Consider the following 15,818-nt stretch of genomic DNA (forward strand, 5'->3'; position numbering starts at 1 on the left):
GTGTCGCGCAAGCCGAATGTTGTTGTCCAGATCGCGGTGGGCAAGCAGCACCAATCTCCGGGCGCAATCTTTTGCGTTGGCCTTGTGGATGAGATCCTTTTAAGCTGTCTAGTCGATCGGGTATAGACCCGCAGTAACCGGAAGGGCATAGAGGTGGAGGTTGAGCAGTGTCGTGGCCATGTTTAGCGTCATTCGGCTCACGTCTGGGTGGTCCTTGATCTGCGGATTCCTTGAATTGAAGAAGGACATACGAGAACTCGCGGGGTCTATTAGGGTACGCGATATGTAGGAATATTGCGGGGATCGGTCGGAGCAAATTACGCTCCACCGCGTAGGAGAGGACTTTGCCGGTTCCGGAAGTGACCCCATATCCTGAACCATCTGGGTAAATACTTCTTTTTTATCTTCGGGGAAGATGCCGTTTCCAGTGAAGTGTGCGTCATTCCATCGCATTACATAATGCTCGCCGTCGACGATCGGATCTACAGCTACGCATCGATAATGCCCTTTCACCGCGTGGAAGAGTGAACCAGTGCCACCTTTCGAGGCTCCGTACAAGACTACCGAGTCATGTCCGATCCCATGTTTCTTTCGAACATCGCGTATAAGTTTCTGAATGTTCTCAACGTTCTGTAGAAGATGTGTGGTGTTGAGGTAGAAAGCCCCAACTACTCCGCCTAGATCTGCAATCCTAAGAACCGCTGTGTCGGTAGGTATAAATTTTTGAATGGACTTGAAGTTTTGCTCGAAGTACCTCATCAAGCTGGGAGTATTTATGTTTCCACTGATGGAGGAAAACATGACCAGGAGGCGCTTCGGCTGATCTGTAGCGACAGCGTTAGAGAAGGAGTAAACGATACCTTCGGGCGAACGATGAAACGTCTTGGATGCAAGGGCTCCCCAGAGGGTTCCCAAGGACTTTTCGCTCACGAACCGTGTGGCATTGTCCTTGGTCATGTACGTGTAATACCCGTTGTTCGTCAGCGTCGCAATCAGCTCTCGATCTTCAGAATTTTGACGAGCGAGTTTTACAAGGTTTGTATCAACGTCGCTATCTTTATCGCCGTGATCGACATGGATAAAACGGACGGGGCAGTTGTCACGCTTTAACAAATTGTCGAGGTCGGTGACAGACTGGTCCCGGGCAATAGAGAGAACTGCGTCAGACAAAGATGCTCACATTCAAGGTAGTAAAGGAATTTAGTCTTAGATAGTTTGGGGAGATAGCAAGTACTTTATTGCCGCTGTGCTTCGTGTGGCGGATGTCCCGTCCCCGTACGGGTTCACTGGTTCGGACATGGATCGGTAAGACTCAGCGTCGTGCATTAAGCGGTTCACCTCAGCCACAATCCGGTCCTCATTCGTCCCAATAAGCTTCACGACGCCCGCCTCAACAGCCTCGGGGCGCTCGGTGTTGTCCCGCATCACCAGGACCGGGGTGCCCAGACTCGGGGCCTCTTCCTGGACTCCGCCGGAATCGCTGAGGACAATGTGGGCGAGCGATAGTAGCCGGGTGAATTCGCCGTATTCGAGCGGCTCGGTGACGAGCACGTTCGGCAGGCCTTCCAGCGGCGGCAGGACTGCTTCTCGGACCGCTGGATTGGCGTGGGCAGGAAAAACGATCGTCAAATCTGGCTCCGCAGCAGCGATGCGGGCCAGGGCACGGCCGATCCCGTTCATGGCGTCGCCCTGGTTTTCGCGCCGGTGGGTCGTTACCAGCAGGATCCGCCGGCCGGAGGCCACCAGGGTTTCCAATGCCGGGTCTGCGAAGGGAATTTGTTTCTTCACCGTGGCCAGCAGGGCATCGATGACCGTATTGCCCGTGACGACAATGGTTTCCGGGCTAATGTTTTCGGCCAGCAGGTTCGCCCGGCTGGTTTCGGTCGGCGCCAGGTGCAGGCTGGCTATCTGGGAAGTGATCTTCCGGTTGCCCTCTTCCGGGAACGGGGAATGCGGATTGCCGCTGCGCAGGCCCGCCTCCACATGCACCACCGGAATGCCGTGGTTGAACGCTGCCAGGGCAGCGGCCGTGGACGTGGTGGTGTCGCCCTGCACCAGTACAGCGTCCGGCCGGTTGACGGCGAAAAGCTTGTCTAGTCCGCTAATCGTGCGGACAAGGATGTCGTTGAGGGACTGGCCCGGCTCAAAGATATTGAGGTCATGATCCGGGCTGATGCCAAAGAGCGCGTTCACCTGGTCCAGCATGGAGCGGTGTTGGCCGGTAACGGTGACAAAGCAGTCGAAGGTGCTGGATGCCTGGAGCTCGGCGATGATGGGGGCCATCTTTATGGCCTCGGGCCGGGTCCCGTAAATAGGCATAATAACCGGCATGATTTCCCCCACGACACTTCCCTTTAACTGATAATCGTGGTCAGTCTAGCCGAGAGTGGCCAACTTGGTGATTATATTTTTCGCTGCCCTACCCGCGGCGCGGCTTGAACCGGGTGAGTATTAGCCAAAGAGGACCAGCAGGACAATCAGGGCGGGCACCGATATGCACACCGCGGTGCTGACCATAACCGCAATGAACCGTTTGCGGCGGTACGCCTTATCCTTTGGCTCCTTGACGGGTCGGGTCACGACGGAAGACTTCCCGGAGGACCGCCGTTTCGTACCGTCGACGCGCCTCTCGGGCGCGGGAGAGGCGGTGGCGCTGGGCGGACTGCTCGGCTCGGGGACAGCGGTCCTGGGGGAGGGCTCGCGCATGTGCCGGGCAGCGGCAATGTCCGGATAGTGCTTCTGGGGCATGGGTCAACCATTCCACATTCCCGGCCGAACCGGCGGCAAATCGTTATCAGCTTCTGTCAGTGCCCTGCGGTAGGCTTCCTAATGACATAAACGGTTAGCGGCAAGGACGGCGGGAACCGGACGGGATGGCGCAGATGGGCCGCATAAGCAGGAATCGGGATTACTTTGCAGACTAAGATCACCGCCAACGCGCAAGCGCTGAAGCGATGGTTGAGCAACGCAGAGGTGTCCCTTGGCAACCACAGCGACCGCCTCAACGCCATCAACATTTTCCCGGTGGCCGACGGCGACACCGGCACCAACCTGTACCTCACCCTCCGCGCAGCTACGGAGGCAGCGGCCGAGGCGGACACCGCCGACATTGGCGAGCTGCTGGGCCTGGCCGGCCGGGCCGCGATGGAATCCGCCCGCGGAAACTCCGGCACGCTCTTCTCCGTCTTCCTCACCTCCATGGCCGAGCCTCTCGCCGGTGCCGTCCGGCTCTCCGCACCGCTGCTGGGCGCCGCCCTCCAGCGTGCCCAGCTGCGGTCCTGGTCCGTGCTCAGCGACCCGGTTCCCGGCACCATGCTCTCGGTGCTGGAAGCCGCCGCACACGCCGCCTCGGACAGCGAAGCTGCGATCACCGGCGATGACAGCAATGCCGGGCTGGCCCTGACCCTGCGCGCCATGATGGATGCCGCGCTGGCCGCCGTTGTGGACACCGAAAACCAGCTGGACACCCTGAGCGAGGCACGGGTGGTGGACGCCGGCGGCGTCGGCTTCCTGCTCATCCTGGACGCCCTGCGCGCAGCGGCCCTGGGGGAGGAACTGCAGGAAGAACTCCTGGACGGGCTGCACGGCTACGACGTCCAGGCACCGCACATCCACGCGCACATGCCCCGCATGGAGGGCGTGGAAGTGATGTGCACCATCAACCTCAGCCCGCTGGATGCCGCCACCCTGCGGCTGCAGCTGGACGAGATGGGGGATTCGGTGATCATGAGTGCCGTCAGCCCGGTGGAGGACGGCTACCGCTGGCGGGTCCACGTGCACACGCCGGACGCCGGCGCCACCATTGACCTGCTGCGCCAGTTGGGCGAGCCGATGAACCTGTCCATCACCGAACTCTCCGCCGATGGACACGAGACCCGGGAACTTCCCGTCATCCCGCCGAACGCCGAAACCGCAGGTGCCCCCGGATCAGGGGAGACCTCCAAGGCACATGGACTCTAGGCTCCCCGGGGAACTGGATTTCCCCTTGGACCGGCGGATCGGCAAGACCACCGCCAAGGCACTGGAAAAACATCTGGGCCTGAAGACCGTGGGGGACCTGCTCCACCACTTTCCGCGCCGCTATCTGGAACGCGGCGAGCTGACTCCCATTGCCGAGATCCCGTTTGATGAAGACGTCACCCTGATCGCCCGCGTGCAGAGCAACAACCGCCGGCAGATGCGGGCGCGCAAGGGGATGATCGTTGAAGTGGTGGTCACCGATGACACCGACGGCAGCCTGGGCCAGCTTCACCTGACGTTTTTCAACGGGTTCACTGCCGCCAAGGAGCTCGTCGTCGGGAGCCGGGCCATGTTTTCCGGCAAGGTCGGCGCCTACAAGGGGCAGCTGCAGCTGACCAACCCCAGCTACGTCCTGCTGGACGAAGATGCCGTGGATGAAGAGGAAGCCAAACGGCCGATTCCCGTCTACCCGGCTTCCGCCAAGGTGGCCAGCCCCACCATCGCCAAATCCGTGGCCATGCTGCTGGACACCCTACAAACCGAACGGCTCCGCGATCCGCTTCCCGCCTCCATCCGGGAGCGGGAACGCCTCCTTGGCCTGACCGAGGCGTATGAGCAGATCCACCGCCCCACAGAGGTCGGTGACGCCTACAAGGCCCGCCACCGGTTCCGCTACCAGGAGGCGCTGGTCCTGCAGACGGCACTGGCCCGCCGTCGTGCCCTGACAGCCCAGGAAGAGGCAACCGCCCGGCCGGCCGTGCCCGGCGGCCTGCTGGACCGCTTCGATCAGTCCCTGCCGTTTACCCTCACCAACGGCCAGGCGGAAATCGGCCGGGAGCTGTCCACGGAATTGGCCGGGGACCATCCGATGAACCGCCTCCTGCAGGGCGAGGTGGGGTCGGGTAAAACACTGGTAGCCCTGCGCGCCATGCTCCAGGTGATCGACGCCGGGGGACAGGCGGCCCTGCTCGCCCCCACCGAAGTCCTCGCCGCCCAGCACTACGAATCAATCACCGCCATGCTGGGACCGCTGGGCAGGGGCGGGCAGCTGGACGGGGATCCGGACGGCACCCGGGTGACGCTGCTGACCGGGTCCATGAACACCGCCGGCCGCCGCGCCGCCCTGCTGGATGCTGCCAGCGGCGCCGCCGGCATCATCATCGGCACGCACGCCCTGCTGTCCGAGCACGTCAGCTTCGCCGACCTTGGCCTGGTGGTGGTGGATGAGCAGCACCGGTTCGGGGTGGAGCAGCGCGACGTGCTGCGCACCAAGGGGCACAGCACCCCGCACCTGCTGGTCATGACCGCCACCCCCATTCCGCGGACGGTCGCCATGACCGTTTTCGGCGACCTGGAGGTCTCCACCCTCACCGAGCTGCCCGCCGGACGGGCTCCCATTTCCACCTTCGTTGCTCCGCTGGCCGAGAAGCCGCAGTGGGAACAGCGGATCTGGGCCCGCGCCCGGGAAGAGATCGACGCCGGCCGGCAGGTCTACGTGGTGTGCCCCAAGATCGGTGCCCGGGAAGATGAGCCCGGCAGCGACGTCGCGCTGTTCGACGACGACGGCGGCAGCCGGGAGCCGGCGCAGCGCCAGGAACTGACCTCCGTCACCGAGCTGACCGAATACCTCACCACCGTCCCGGCGCTCGCAGGGAAGGTGGTTGCGCCGTTGCACGGACGGCTGGACCCGGCCGACAAGCACGAGACCATGACCGCGTTCAACCGCGGGGATATCGACGTGCTGGTGTCCACCACCGTCATCGAGGTGGGCGTGGACGTGCCGAACGCGTCGCTGATGGTGATCATGGACGCTGACCGGTTCGGCATTTCCCAGCTGCACCAGCTGCGCGGACGGGTAGGCCGGGGCGGGCTGCCCGGTACCTGTCTGCTGGTCACCCAGCTGGAACCCGGCCACCCCAGCCGGGAACGGTTGGATGCGGTGGCTGCCACTACCGACGGCTTTGAACTCTCCCGCAAGGACCTGGAGCTGCGCCGGGAAGGCGACATCCTCGGTGCCAGCCAGTCCGGCGGCCGGTCCACCCTGAAATTGCTGCGTGCGGTCCAGGATGAAGCCCTCATTGAAAAGGCCCGTGCCGACGCCGTGGCCCTGGTCGCCGAGGATCCGGACCTTCGCGGGTATCCGGCCCTGGACGAAGCCATCGAGGCGTACCTGAACCCCGAGGCCGAGGCGTTCCTGGAGCGCGGCTAGCCCGTGTGCCGGCGCGGTCCGGTTCCGGCCGGCTGTCCGACGGCGGATAAAGTGAAGGCATGAGCCGCATTATTGCCGGAGCCGCCGGCGGAACCACCCTGTACAGCGTCCCCGGGGACGGAACCCGTCCCACCACCGACCGGGTGAAGGAAGCACTGTTCTCCCGGCTCGAGTCCTACGGGATCCTGCAGGATGCAGCGGTGCTGGACCTTTTCGCCGGGTCCGGGGCGCTGGGCGTGGAAAGCGCCAGCCGCGGCGCCCGCAGCGTGGACCTGGTGGAACTGGCGGACAAGGCCGCCGCAACCTGCCGGAGCAACGCCGACCTGGTCCACAAGGTGCTGGGCCGTTCCTGCGTGAATGTGCACCGGGCCAAAGCCGAGACATATCTGATGCGGGTCCCAGCGGACGTCCGCTGGGACGTGGTGTTCATCGACCCGCCCTACGCTCTCACCGAAGATGAGCTCGACGCCGTGCTGACGCCGCTGGCCGGCCACCTGGCCGAGGGCGCGGTGGTGGTGCTGGAACGCTCCACGCGTTCGCCGGAACCTGCGTGGCCGGCGGGCCTGGAGCGCTTCAGCGAGAAGAAATACGGTGAAACCACGCTCTGGTTTGCCGAGCCCGCCCAGGACGAGGACGCCCAGGATGAGGACGCCCCGGCGGAGCCGGCCCGGGACGAGGACACGCCGGCAGGGCAGCCCGGAGCCTAGGATCCTGACGCGAAGACGTCCAGGTCCTCCCCGGTCAGCACCGCCGCCGGATGCGGCCCGGCAGCCAGCAGGCGCTGGGTCCATTCCTCCGGCCACCCGAACGGCGTTGCGGCCAGCACAATGTTGCCCGGGTACCTGCCGGTAAACATGTCGGCCGGGCCCAGCGCCGCGACACCTCCCTCGCTGCGGCCGGCTTCCGCAAGACCGGCCTGCAGTTCGCGGATCTGCCGGCGGGCGAAGGCCAGCGGCGGATCATCTCCCACGTTGACCAGCAGCACGCCGGTGGGGGAGAGCAGCCCGGCCAGTTCGGCGTAGAAATCCGCCGTGGTCAGGTGTTCCGGCGCGTCGGCACCGGCAAAGATGTCCAGGACGACGGCGTCGAACTGCCGGCCGGCAAAGCGGTCCAGAGACTCCCGGGCATCCCCGATGACGGTTTCCAGAGCGGTGCCGTCAGGCAGGGGAAGGTGCGCCAGGACAAAGTCCAGCAATTCGCGTTCAAGTTCAACGGCCACCTGCTCGGAGCCGGGCCGCGTGGCCTGCAGGTACCGGGTCAGGGTCAATGCGCCCGCACCCAGATGCAGTGCCCGCAGCGGCTGCCCGGGTGCTGCGGCCAGGTCCAGCACGTTGCCCATCCGCCGCAGGTACTCGTAGAAGATTTCGTCCGGCCGGGCCAGATCCACGTGGGACTGCTCCGCTCCGCCGATGCTCAGCACAAAGGCGCCGGGCGTGAATCCGTCCTCCGCGATGGCGGCATGCGCGCCGATGCCGCGCAGCAGCCGCGTTGCCGTGACGCTTTCCCGCCCGGCTGTACCCCGTCCGGAGCCGCCCTGCCCGGCGGCCTTCACAGCACGCCGCCCAGGGTAGCGAGGCGTTCCGATGCCAGTTCCAGGACCTCGGTCTTCTTGCAGAAGGCGAACCGCAGGAGCGACCGGGTGCGCTGCGCGCCGTCGTCGTGGCAGAACACGGCCACCGGAATGGCCGCCACTCCGATCAGTTCCGGCAGCCGGCGGGCCAGGGTCGTGGCGTCCGTGATGCCCAGGGCGGAGGTATCCGCCGTGACAAAGTAGGTGCCCTGGGACGGCAGCACGTCCAGGCCCGCGGCCCGCAGACCCGAGCCGAGCAGGTCGCGTTTGGCCTGCAGCGTGGCCGCCGCGCCGGTGAAGTACTCATCCGGCAGCCCCAGCCCGACGGCGACGGCGGACTGGAACGGTGTGCCGGAGGTGTAGCTGAGGAAGGTCTTGACGGTCCGCACCGCAGCCACCAGGGCCGCCGGCCCGGTGACCCAGCCGATCTTCCAGCCGGTCACGGAAAAGGTCTTGCCGGCGGAGGAGATGGTCAGTGTCCGCTCCGCTGCCCCCGGCAGCGTGGCGACGGGGATGTGCTGCGCGGTGTCGAATGTGAGGTGTTCATAGACCTCGTCGGTGACAATCACGGCGTTGTGCCGGGCAGCCAGATCAACTATCTCCTGCAGGACCCGGCGCGGGAACACCGTGCCGGTGGGGTTGTGCGGATTGTTGACCAGGACCACCCGAGTCCGGTCGGTGAACGCCGCCTCCAGTGCGCCGTCGGCCGGCAGGAACTGCGGTGCCTCCAAAGCCACCGTGGTGTGCCTGGCACCGCTGAGGCCGATCACCGCACCGTAGGAATCGTAGAACGGCTCAAAGGTCAGCACCTCGTCTCCGGGGCCGGTGAGCGCCAGCAGGGTGGAGGCAATGGCTTCGGTGGCGCCGGTGCTGGCGATGACCTCGGTGTCCGGGTCAATCTGCAGGCCGTAGAACCGCTCCTGATGCGCCGCCACCGCATTGCGGAGCACCGGAAGGCCCTGGCCCGGGGCGTACTGGTTGGCGCCGCCCGCAATGGCAGCCCGGGCGGCCTCGAGCATTTCGGCGGGACCGTCCTCATCAGGGAAACCCTGGCCGAGGTTGATTGCGCCGTGCCGTCCGGCCAGGGCGGTGATTTCCTCGAAAATGGTCACGCCCAGGTTGCCGTCCGGAGCCAGCAGGTTGGCACCGGCGGCGGTGCGCTGCCAGGGGGCAGGGCCCGGCGTCTGCCGGGAGTGGAGCAGGGGCGCGGCTGGAGAAGAACTCATCCACCAAGTATTACCCCGCCGCACCCGGTAGATTCGACTTATGCGACGCGCTGTATGCCCCGGTTCCTTTGATCCCATCCACAACGGCCATGTGGAGGTGATTGCCCGCGCCGCGAGTCTTTTTGACGAAGTGATCGTGGCGGTGTCCACCAACTATGCAAAGAAGTACCGGTTCTCCGCGGAAGAACGCCTGGAGCTGGCGTCGGAAACCCTGGGCTCGCTGCGCGGCGTGTCGGTGGTTCCGATGGGGGAGGGCCTGCTGGCGGAGTTCTGCCGCGAACACGGCGCCAACGCCATTGTGAAAGGCCTGCGGTCCGTCCAGGACTACCAGTACGAACTGCCGATGGCCGTGATGAACCGGCACCTCACCGGCGTCGAAACCGTGTTCCTGCCGGCCGAGGGCAGCTACACCCACCTCTCCTCCTCGCTGATCAAGGAAGTCGCCTCGCTGGGCGGAGACATTTCGGACTACGTGCCCGGGGTAGTGCTGAAGCGTCTGCAGTAGTGGCCGCCGGACCTACACCGGGTTGGCGCAGGCCGGGCGGATAAAGCCCGCCGCGATTCCGCCGGTCTCCTCCACGAAGCGGCCCATCCAGTCGGTCAGGCCAATCTCCGGCTGCGACGCCACCAGGGTGATGTCCGCGGAACTGCACTGTTCCAGGTTCAGGCCTGCCCGGGCGACGTGGTAACTGGAGGTCACCACAATGATGTTGTCCCATCCGTTGTCCCTGGCCAGCCGGGCCACCGCCCGCGCTTCACCCCGGGTGGTCATGGGCTCCGGGGAAAAGCACGTCACCCGCGGGTTCACGCTGTGGGTGCAGATATAGTCGGTCCGCGCGTTCCCCGGCGTATGGGTGGCAGAGAGCGCCAGCACCGGCGCATGGTCCCCGCTCATCAGCTCCAGCCCCACGGGCAGCCGCTCGCTGCTGGCACCGGCCAGGACGATGACGGCGTCGGCCCGGGGAGGATCCTCCGACGCGGCGGACGGATACACAAAAAGGTTCACCGCGACCAGCAGCCAGACGAACCCAACGCACAGCGCCGCCGTCGTCAGCTGCACGAGGAGGCGTCGGCGCGGAAGCCGCAGGAGGGAAGGCACGTAACAACACTAGGCGACAGTGCCCCGGCAGGCCCGCAGGCCGCCGGTTAGCGGTTCGGCCGAGGGCGGGTAAACTGGTCTCGGAACACCGTGCATGCACGCGTTCTTCGGCTGCCAGTCAGCCGCAGTTTGAGAGATACCGGCAAGTCAGGCTAAGATGATATGTCGGTCTATGTTCTACAGGAGTTCTCATTAGCGAATTTTCGCGGTCCAATCCGGAATCTCCCCTGGCTATCAACGTCAGGGACCTCGGGCGCAGCCCGGGAACGATGCGGACCATGCATGAACATGTACCGGCACCGAAAGACTTCGGTGTTGCGCTTATCGGCGTTCCGGAAGGATCCGACCTCGAGCTTGATCTGAGGTTGGAGGCCGTGCACGAAGGGATTTTGGTGTCCGGCGACGTAATTGCTCCCGTAAGGGGCGAATGCGGCCGCTGCCTGAAGCCACTCGCGTACGACCAAGAAGTCGATGTGCAGGAACTCTTCTACTACGAGGACGCTGAGTCCTTCGAAGAAGAAGATGAAGAAGAGCAACGCCGGATCGAGCGAGATGTCATCGATCTTGAACCGGTATTGCGGGACGCCGTGGTTCTTACCATGCCGTTCCAGCCGGTGTGCCGGGAAGACTGCGAAGGCCTTTGCTCCGAATGCGGAGCGCGCCTTGAAGAGGATCCGGGTCACCACCATGAAGTCATGGATCCTCGCTGGGCAGCCCTCGCCGGGCTGACCGGCACCGCCGCAGAAGATACTGCGGCACCAAGTACAGAGTCAGACGAGAGAGAAGAGAGTTAGTCGTGGCTGTTCCGAAGCGGAAAATGTCCCGCGCGAATACACGTGCACGCCGGTCCCAGTGGAAGGCGACCGCGCCCAACCTGGTGAAGACCGTGGAGAACGGCCGCGTCACCTATAGCCTGCCGCACCAGGCCAAGGTCGTTACCGACTCCGCCGGCACCGCGCTGTTCCTTGAATACAAGGGCCGCAAGGTCGCGGACGTCTAAGACCAGTGTTCGGGCCCGCGATGTACATCCTTAGGGATGCTGCTGCAGGCGGGTCCGTGAATACTGCTTTTCGGGTTGTATCCAAAAAGTGAAGAATACTGAAGAGCTTATGAAGCGTCTCGGTGTCGATATCGACGCCGGGACGCTTCGTCTTGCACTCACGCACCGCTCCTATGCCTATGAGCAGGGCGGCATCCCCACGAACGAACGCCTGGAATTCCTGGGCGACTCCATTCTGGGGTTCTCGGTAACCGATGCGCTCTACCGGGATAATCCGAACCTCTCCGAAGGTGAGCTCGCCAAGCGCCGCTCCGCCGTCGTGAGTACCCGCGCCCTCGCCGGCATTGCCCGCGAACTGGGTCTGGGGGAGTACATCCTGCTGGGCCAGGGTGAAAAACTGACCAACGGACGGGATAAGTCATCCATCCTGGCTGACACCACGGAGGCCGTGATCGGCGCCGTGTATTTGGACCACGGCATTGAAACCGCCCGGCAGATGGTGATGCGCCTGATCGGTCCGTTGCTGTCCGACGCCGAAGCGCTGGGCGCCGGCACGGACTGGAAGACCAGTATCCAGGAAATCGCCGCCAGCCGGAAAATGGGCGACATTGAATACCGTGTCACCGGCTCCGGCCCGGACCACTCCCGCAGCTTCGTGGCGGTGCTCCATATCGGCGACAAGCCGTACGGCACCGGGACCGGCCATTCCAAGAAGGAAGCCGAGCAGGAAGCTGCCGCTGCCTCCTGGAAGATGATCAACGCCAAGAAGACCGACGCCGCGGCTGCCGGTTCCTAAAGGCCCCGGCCGTGCCTGAACTTCCCGAAGTAGAGGTGGTCCGCCGCGGACTCGCATCCTGGGTCCGCGGCCGCACCATCACCGGCGTGCAGATCCTGGATCCGCGTTCCGTGCGGCGCCATGCCGCCGGTCCCGAGGACCTCGCCGGCAACCTTGAAGGCGCCGTGGTTACCGACGTCGTACGCCGCGGCAAGTTCCTCTGGCTGCCGCTGGTGGAATCCGCCTCGGTCACCGGTCCCGGGCACGACGACGGCGTTCCGCACCTGGCGCTGATGGCGCACCTCGGGATGAGCGGGCAGCTGCTGATGGAGGATTCCTCCCTGCCCGATGAGAAGCACCTCAAGGTCCGCTTCACGCTCAGCCCCGCCACAGATGCTGCCGGCACTCCGATGCCTGCGGAGCTGCGGTTTGTGGACCAGCGGATCTTTGGCGGCGTGTTCCTCACCGACCTGGTGCCCACTCCCGACGGTGAACCGGGCGGGCTCTCGGAGACGGCATTACCCCTGGTGGCTTCCGAGGCGGCGCATATTGCCCGCGATCCGCTGGATCCGGCCTTTTCCTTTGACGGGTTCTACCGCCGGCTGCGCGCCCGAAAGACAGGCATCAAGCGGGCCCTGCTGGACCAGGGGCTGATCTCCGGCGTCGGGAACATCTATGCGGACGAGTCCCTCTGGGCGGCACGGATGCACTTTGCCCGGGCCACCGACACCATGCGCCGGGCAGACGCGCTGCGGCTGGTCGAAGCCGTGCAGGATGTCATGACGCGTGCCCTGGCCGCCGGCGGCACCAGCTTTGATTCCCTCTACGTCAACGTCAACGGCGCCTCCGGGTACTTTGCCCGGTCGCTGAATGCCTACGGCCGCGAAGGAGAACCCTGCCCGCGGTGCGCCGCATTGGGACTCAACACCCTGATCCGCCGGGATTCGTTTATGAACCGGTCCTCCTATTCCTGTCCGGTGTGCCAGCCGCGGCCGCGGAACGGGCGCTGGTAGGTTTCAGCTCTGCCGTTCCACAAACTGGAGCGGATGTCCGTCGGGGTCCTCCACGAAGGCAACCTGCAGCTTTCCGTCCAGGAACGGGTGCGGGCCCTGAAGGTCCTTTGCTCCGGCATCGATAGCCATGGCATAGGCGGCAGCGACGTCGTCGGTCCAGAGGGTGAGGCATGCTCGATGCCCCAGCGTGACCGGGGTGAGCCCGTGGGCTTCGGCTGCCGGACCGGGCAGAGCCAGACCGAGTTCGAAGCTTTCCAGCGACAACTCGATCTTGAACGGGGCTCCGTCTGCTCCTGTTGCGCGGAAGTCTTCAGTGAAGCCGAAAGCCGCGTAGAAGCGTGCCGCCCGGGAGATGTCGGCAACGAACAGGATGACTTGCGGATCGAAGATCTTCACGGTGGACCTCTTTCGGGTGTGTACCGGTAGCGTACGGCGTTCGACTCCTTCCCTCGCCCATCGTGTCTTCCGTCCCCATCGTGCTCCAAGCCCGCACCGGGGGCGTTCTTCGGATGGGGTCCACCGGGATTCACAGGACAAAAAGGACGGCGCAAAACGGGTGGTTAAACAGGTAGTTTTTCACTGGAACGGCTCCTGTCCGGGCCTTAGACTCGAACACATGTTCGAATACTGTCGCTCTTCAGGTCACAGGCAGGCCGGTGGTTTGACCGCCGGTACTGCAGTGGTGGCTGGCTGGGTTGAGGCGCTCGGGAACGACGTTTTTTCCGGTGCGGAGCGGGAAGACAGCGAACGGGAAGACAGCGAACTCATTGATCGGATCCGTGCACTCGAGGAGCTGAAGGCGGCAGCATCGGCGGCGCAGGCCAGGGCTGCTGCGGCATTTGATGCCTCGCAGCGGCGTAAGCAGGCAGCCGCTGGCCTCCGGCGGGAGGAGCTGGGGCGTGGCGTCGCTTCCCAGATAGCCCTGGCACGGCGGGAATCGCCCAGTCGCGGGGGACGGCTGCTGGGCTTTGCGAAGGTGCTGACTTCCGAAATGCCGTGCACCCTGCAGGCGCTGACGGAAGGAAGGATCAGCGAGTGGCGGGCAACCTTGCTCGTCCGCGAGACGGCGTGCCTCAGCTTGGAGGACCGGCAGCGCGTGGACACAGAAGTTGCCGGAGATCCGGATGTGCTTGAAGGGCTGGGGGACCGGCAAATTATTTCGCGTGCGCGGGGCGCTGCGTATCGGCTTGACCCGGCGGCAGCGGTGAAGCGTGCGGCCAAGGCGCACTCCGAGCGGTTTGTTTCCTGCCGTCCTGCGCCGGACACCATGACCTACCTGACCGGACTCCTGCCTGTGGCACAGGGTGTTGGCGTTTATGCTGCTTTGTCGCGTGAAGCAGATCGGCTCCGTGCCCAGGGGGATGCCCGCGGGCGGGGACAGATCATGGCCGACACCCTGGTGGAACGGATCACCGGGGAGGCTGAGGCAGGGCAAATGAAGGTGGAAGTCCAGTTGGTGATGTCAGATCGGACCCTGCTGGACGGGGATTCGGAGCCTGCGCTGGTCCCGGGGTACGGTCCGATTCCCGCTCAATGGGCGAGGGACTTGGTACGGGGCGCCGCTGGTGACCTGAACGCCGGCAGGGAGGACAACGCTGGTGACCTGAAGGCCGGTGTGGACAACGCCGGCGGGAAGGGGGACTCCCCGCGACACGGGCCCGGACAGCCCAGACGGGACAAGGCTGCTGAGCGCTGGATCCGACGGTTGTATACCGCGCCTGATTCCGGCCAACTTATCGGGATGGATGCACGCACCCGGTTGTTTCCACGATCCCTGGCACGGTTTATTGCTGCAAGGGACCAGACCTGCCGGATGCCGTGGTGCGGGGCGCCGATCAGGCATCTGGACCACATCCGGCCACACCGGGAAGGCGGCGCGACCAGTGCCGCCAACGGACAGGGACTGTGTGAGGCATGCAACCAGGCGAAGGAAGCACCTGATTGGCAGAGCCGGACGGTCGACCAACCGGGGCCGCACACGGTAGAAACCACCACCCCGACGGGGCATACCTACCAGTCCACGGCGCCGCCGCTGCCCGGAGGGGGAGAGACGCCCGGTACCGGCTCCAACGGAAGCCTGGAGACCGGAAGCCTGGAGACCTGCATCGTGGATTACCTGCGGGCTGCCTAACGCGTACTAGCGCTCCGCGAGCTCGGCCAGCACTGCATCTGTGAAGGGAGGCCAGACTTCTGCCGCCCACGGTCCGAAGTCCCGGTCCGTGAGGCAGACGGCGGCAGCCTGCGCGTCCGGGTCCACCCACAGGAACGTGCCGGACTGACCGAAATGCCCGAAGGTCTTCGGCGAACTGTTGGCTCCGGTCCAGTGCGGTGATTTGTGGTCCCGGATCTCGAAGCCCAGGCCCCAGTCATTCTCCTTCTGCCGGCCAAAGCCCGGCAGTACTCCGGCGAGTCCGGGGAAGACCACCTGGGTTGCTTCCTCCAGCCGGCCCGGATCGGTCAGGTCCGGGGCCTGCAGCTCAGCCGCGAACCGCGACAGGTCAGCAGCAGTGGAGACCCCGCCGGCAGCCGGGGAGCCCTCCAGTGCCGTGCCGGACATTCCCAGGGGCTGCAACAGGCCTTCACGCATGTAATCGGCAAAAGAGATGCCGGTAGCTTCTTCGAGCTTTTCGCCCAGCACTTCAAAGCCCGCGTTGGAATACAGCCGCCGGGTACCCGGCTCGTAGCGGACGGTACGGTCGCCGAAATCGTAGCCGCCGGAATGGGCCAGCAGGTGCCGCACGGTGGAGCCTTCCGGCCCGGCCGGCTGGTCCAGCTCCAGCGCACCTTCGTCCAGGGCAATGAGCACGGTGTAGGCGCTCAGCAGCTTGGTAACCGATGCCAGCGGAAAGCGCCGCTCCTGGTCGCCGGCGGTTCCCAGCACCTGGCCGTCCGCGCCGACAACGGCGACGGCAGCGTTATCCACGGGCCAGGATTCAATTTTCTGCAGGCTGTTCACAACGCTCATC

At 64.8% G+C, this 15,818-nt stretch carries 17 protein-coding genes; 9 read left to right on the forward strand and 8 right to left on the reverse strand.

The annotated features are described in order from the left end of the window. Positions 1–108: 108 nt before the first annotated feature. The 3 genes from AC5RTS_RS10825 to AC5RTS_RS10835 all read right to left on the reverse strand — a co-directional run bounded on the left by AC5RTS_RS10825 (position 109) and on the right by AC5RTS_RS10835 (position 2,748). Positions 109–1,170, reverse strand: coding sequence for an XcbB/CpsF family capsular polysaccharide biosynthesis protein (locus AC5RTS_RS10825; RefSeq protein ID WP_493992045.1), 1,062 nt, complete (start codon positions 1,168–1,170; stop codon positions 109–111). A 36-nt stretch (positions 1,171–1,206) separates the two neighbouring features. Further along, a complete protein-coding gene (gene wecB, locus AC5RTS_RS10830) occupies positions 1,207–2,331 on the reverse strand; it encodes a non-hydrolyzing UDP-N-acetylglucosamine 2-epimerase (protein WP_493992198.1) in 1,125 nt (374 codons plus the stop codon). A 120-nt stretch (positions 2,332–2,451) separates the two neighbouring features. Next, complete coding sequence (locus AC5RTS_RS10835) at positions 2,452–2,748, reverse strand: hypothetical protein (RefSeq protein ID WP_493992046.1); 297 nt, start codon at positions 2,746–2,748, stop codon at positions 2,452–2,454. Between the two features lie 198 nt (positions 2,749–2,946). Between AC5RTS_RS10835 and AC5RTS_RS10840 the strand changes: the two genes are divergently transcribed. The 3 genes from AC5RTS_RS10840 to rsmD are packed head-to-tail and all read left to right on the forward strand — an operon-like array spanning position 2,947 to position 6,876. Further along, the gene (locus AC5RTS_RS10840) at positions 2,947–3,960 is read left to right on the forward strand and encodes a DAK2 domain-containing protein (RefSeq protein WP_493992199.1); all 1,014 of its coding nucleotides are present in this window, start codon (positions 2,947–2,949) and stop codon (positions 3,958–3,960) included. Further along, entirely contained in the window at positions 3,950–6,169 is a 2,220-nt protein-coding gene (locus AC5RTS_RS10845) for an ATP-dependent DNA helicase RecG (RefSeq protein ID WP_493992047.1), read from the forward strand. Before AC5RTS_RS10840 ends, AC5RTS_RS10845 begins: the two co-directional genes overlap by 11 nt. A 59-nt stretch (positions 6,170–6,228) precedes the next feature. Next, on the forward strand, positions 6,229–6,876 hold the full coding sequence (gene rsmD / locus AC5RTS_RS10850; protein ID WP_493992048.1) for a 16S rRNA (guanine(966)-N(2))-methyltransferase RsmD: 648 nt from the start codon (positions 6,229–6,231) through the stop codon (positions 6,874–6,876). Here the strand turns inward: rsmD and AC5RTS_RS10855 are convergent. Further along, a complete protein-coding gene (locus AC5RTS_RS10855; protein ID WP_493992049.1) occupies positions 6,873–7,721 on the reverse strand; it encodes a spermidine synthase in 849 nt (282 codons plus the stop codon). The genes rsmD and AC5RTS_RS10855 overlap by 4 nt on opposite strands. Further along, a complete protein-coding gene (locus AC5RTS_RS10860) occupies positions 7,718–8,965 on the reverse strand; it encodes an aminotransferase class I/II-fold pyridoxal phosphate-dependent enzyme (RefSeq protein ID WP_493992050.1) in 1,248 nt (415 codons plus the stop codon). The genes AC5RTS_RS10855 and AC5RTS_RS10860 overlap by 4 nt, the downstream gene beginning before the upstream one ends. Before the next feature lie 40 nt (positions 8,966–9,005). Between AC5RTS_RS10860 and coaD the strand changes: the two genes are divergently transcribed. Next, on the forward strand, positions 9,006–9,470 hold the full coding sequence (gene coaD, locus AC5RTS_RS10865) for a pantetheine-phosphate adenylyltransferase (RefSeq protein WP_493992051.1): 465 nt from the start codon (positions 9,006–9,008) through the stop codon (positions 9,468–9,470). 12 nt (positions 9,471–9,482) lie between these two features. Here coaD and AC5RTS_RS10870 read toward each other — a convergent pair whose 3' ends face one another. Further along, a complete protein-coding gene (locus AC5RTS_RS10870) occupies positions 9,483–10,064 on the reverse strand; it encodes a YdcF family protein (protein WP_493992052.1) in 582 nt (193 codons plus the stop codon). Positions 10,065–10,291: 227 nt separating this feature from the next. Between AC5RTS_RS10870 and AC5RTS_RS10875 the strand changes: the two genes are divergently transcribed. The 4 genes from AC5RTS_RS10875 (at position 10,292) to mutM (ending at position 12,852) form a co-directional block, all read left to right on the forward strand. Next, positions 10,292–10,858 (forward strand): YceD family protein, encoded by a 567-nt coding sequence (locus AC5RTS_RS10875; RefSeq protein WP_493992200.1) that lies wholly within the window; start codon positions 10,292–10,294, stop codon positions 10,856–10,858. A 2-nt stretch (positions 10,859–10,860) separates the two neighbouring features. Then, the gene (gene rpmF, locus AC5RTS_RS10880; protein WP_146364453.1) at positions 10,861–11,064 is read left to right on the forward strand and encodes a 50S ribosomal protein L32; all 204 of its coding nucleotides are present in this window, start codon (positions 10,861–10,863) and stop codon (positions 11,062–11,064) included. 88 nt (positions 11,065–11,152) lie between these two features. Continuing rightward, positions 11,153–11,860 carry a ribonuclease III gene (gene rnc, locus AC5RTS_RS10885; RefSeq protein WP_493992053.1) on the forward strand — a complete coding sequence of 236 codons (708 nt, stop codon included), beginning with the start codon at positions 11,153–11,155 and terminating at the stop codon, positions 11,858–11,860. A gap of 11 nt (positions 11,861–11,871) precedes the next feature. Further along, entirely contained in the window at positions 11,872–12,852 is a 981-nt protein-coding gene (gene mutM / locus AC5RTS_RS10890; protein ID WP_493992054.1) for a bifunctional DNA-formamidopyrimidine glycosylase/DNA-(apurinic or apyrimidinic site) lyase, read from the forward strand. A 3-nt stretch (positions 12,853–12,855) separates the two neighbouring features. Here the strand turns inward: mutM and AC5RTS_RS10895 are convergent, their stop codons facing one another. Continuing rightward, positions 12,856–13,248: a VOC family protein gene (locus AC5RTS_RS10895; RefSeq protein WP_493992055.1), complete on the reverse strand. Its 393-nt coding sequence runs from the start codon at positions 13,246–13,248 to the stop codon at positions 12,856–12,858. Positions 13,249–13,513: 265 nt separating this feature from the next. Here AC5RTS_RS10895 and AC5RTS_RS10900 point away from each other — a divergent pair, with 265 nt between their 5' ends. Next, positions 13,514–14,983 carry an HNH endonuclease gene (locus AC5RTS_RS10900; protein WP_493992056.1) on the forward strand — a complete coding sequence of 490 codons (1,470 nt, stop codon included), beginning with the start codon at positions 13,514–13,516 and terminating at the stop codon, positions 14,981–14,983. A gap of 6 nt (positions 14,984–14,989) precedes the next feature. Here the strand turns inward: AC5RTS_RS10900 and AC5RTS_RS10905 are convergent, their stop codons facing one another. After that, positions 14,990–15,817: a serine hydrolase domain-containing protein gene (locus tag AC5RTS_RS10905; RefSeq protein ID WP_493992057.1), complete on the reverse strand. Its 828-nt coding sequence runs from the start codon at positions 15,815–15,817 to the stop codon at positions 14,990–14,992. Between the last annotated feature and the right edge of the window lies 1 nt (position 15,818).

Source organism: Arthrobacter sp. MDT1-49-2, from assembly GCF_059090185.1.